This is a genomic window from Anaerolineae bacterium (genome assembly GCA_014360855.1).
Lineage (GTDB): Bacteria > Chloroflexota > Anaerolineae > JACIWP01 > JACIWP01 > JACIWP01.
In genome coordinates, this window is sequence record JACIWP010000428.1 from 1 (window position 1) to 1,554 (window position 1,554).

The following is a 1,554-nucleotide window of genomic DNA, read 5'->3' on the forward strand; positions in this document are numbered from 1 at the left end:
CCAGCTCCGCCTGGAGGACGACTGCATCTTCCTGGGCCATGTGCCGGTCGAGCATCTGCTCTATCTCTACAACGCCGCCGATGTGCTCGTCCATCCCGCCTTCTACGAGGGGTTCGGCCTGCCCCCACTGGAGGCCATGTCCTGCGGCACCCCGGTCATCGTCTCGAACGTGTCGGCCATGCCGGAAATCGTGGGGGATGCCGGCCTGCTCATTGACCCCCACGATGTGGAAGACCTGACCGTCGCGATCTGGCGCGCCCTAACGGACGAGGCTCTGCGCGTCCAGATGCGCGAGCGCGGATTGGCGCGGGCCAAGCTCTTCTCCTGGGAAAAGGCCGCCGAACAGACCCTGGCCGTGTACCGCCAGGTCGCCGGCCAGGCCGCATAGGCCGGCCCTTCCGCCGGGTTGGACGCCCAATGACGACGCCAGCTCTCACCCCCAAACCTTACCGCCTATTGGTGCTGTCATCCCAGCTCCCTTACCCGCCGCACCAGGGCGCCACCATCCGCAGTTTCAACATCCTGCGGCAGTTGGCCGCCCGGGCGGAGATTGACCTGCTCTCGTTCGTGACCCGGCCGGAGGAGGTGCCGGCGGCCGGCCCACTCCAAGAGCTGTGCCGGCGCATCGCCTGGGACCTCACGCCCCAGCGCTCGCTCTTCCAGCGCGCCCTGACCACCTTCTTCTCGCCCCAGCCCGATATGGCTCTGCGCTTCGCCTCGCCGCGCTTCGCCGGCCTGGTGCAGGAGGCACTGCGCGCCGAATCGTACCATGCGGTGCTGGGCGTGGGCATTGACGTGGGACGTTATCTCCTGCAGATCGCCGGCTGGCGCCGGCAGATGGCCCCATCAGACCGCCGGCCCGTCCTCATCTTCGACGACCTGAACGCCGAATACCTGCTCCAACAGCGCGCTTTCGAGACCGACCTGCGCCAGTGCTGGCGGCCGCGGCGCGCCGCCGGCGCCCTCTATTCCTTCATCCAGTGGCGCAAACTGCGGCGCTTCGAGGCGCGCCTCTGCCGGACGGTGGATCACGTGGTCGCAGTGTCCGAGGCAGACCGCCTGGCGCTCCAGCGGCTGGTGCCCGGCCTGAACGCCGTCGTGGTCCCCAACGGGGTGGACCTGGACCATTATTCGCCGGCGCTCGCCCTGCCGCCGGCGGATATCCCCCGGCCGGCGTTGGTCTTCACCGGCAAGATGGATTTCCGACCCAATGTGGATGCCGCCATCTGGTTCGCCGAGGAGGTCCTGCCGCGCATCCGGACGGAATTCCCCGGCGCGGTGTTCGCCATCGTGGGGCGCGATCCGCACCCTTTGGTGCGCCGGCTCTCCCAACTGCCCGGCGTCCTGGTCACCGGCTATGTGCCCGATGACCGTCCCTATTTCTCCGCCGCCGATGTCTACGTGGTGCCCCTGCGGGTGGGAGGCGGCACCCGGCTGAAGGTCCTCAGCGCCATGGCCATGGGGAAGGCTATCGTCTCCACCTCGTTGGGCTGTGAGGGATTGGGCGTCGCACATGGGCGGGAGCTTCTGCTGGGAGACACGCCGGAGGAATTC

At 68.3% G+C, this 1,554-nt stretch carries 2 protein-coding genes; both read left to right on the top strand.

Annotation, left to right across the window (positions count from 1 at the left end; genetic code table 11):
* A partial coding sequence (locus H5T60_14785) for a glycosyltransferase family 4 protein (protein ID MBC7243697.1) occupies positions 1-388 on the top strand: 388 nt, incomplete at its 5' end.
* Positions 389-417: 29 nt separating this feature from the next.
* On the top strand, positions 418-1,554 hold a 1,137-nt coding region (locus H5T60_14790), incomplete at its 3' end, for a glycosyltransferase (protein MBC7243698.1).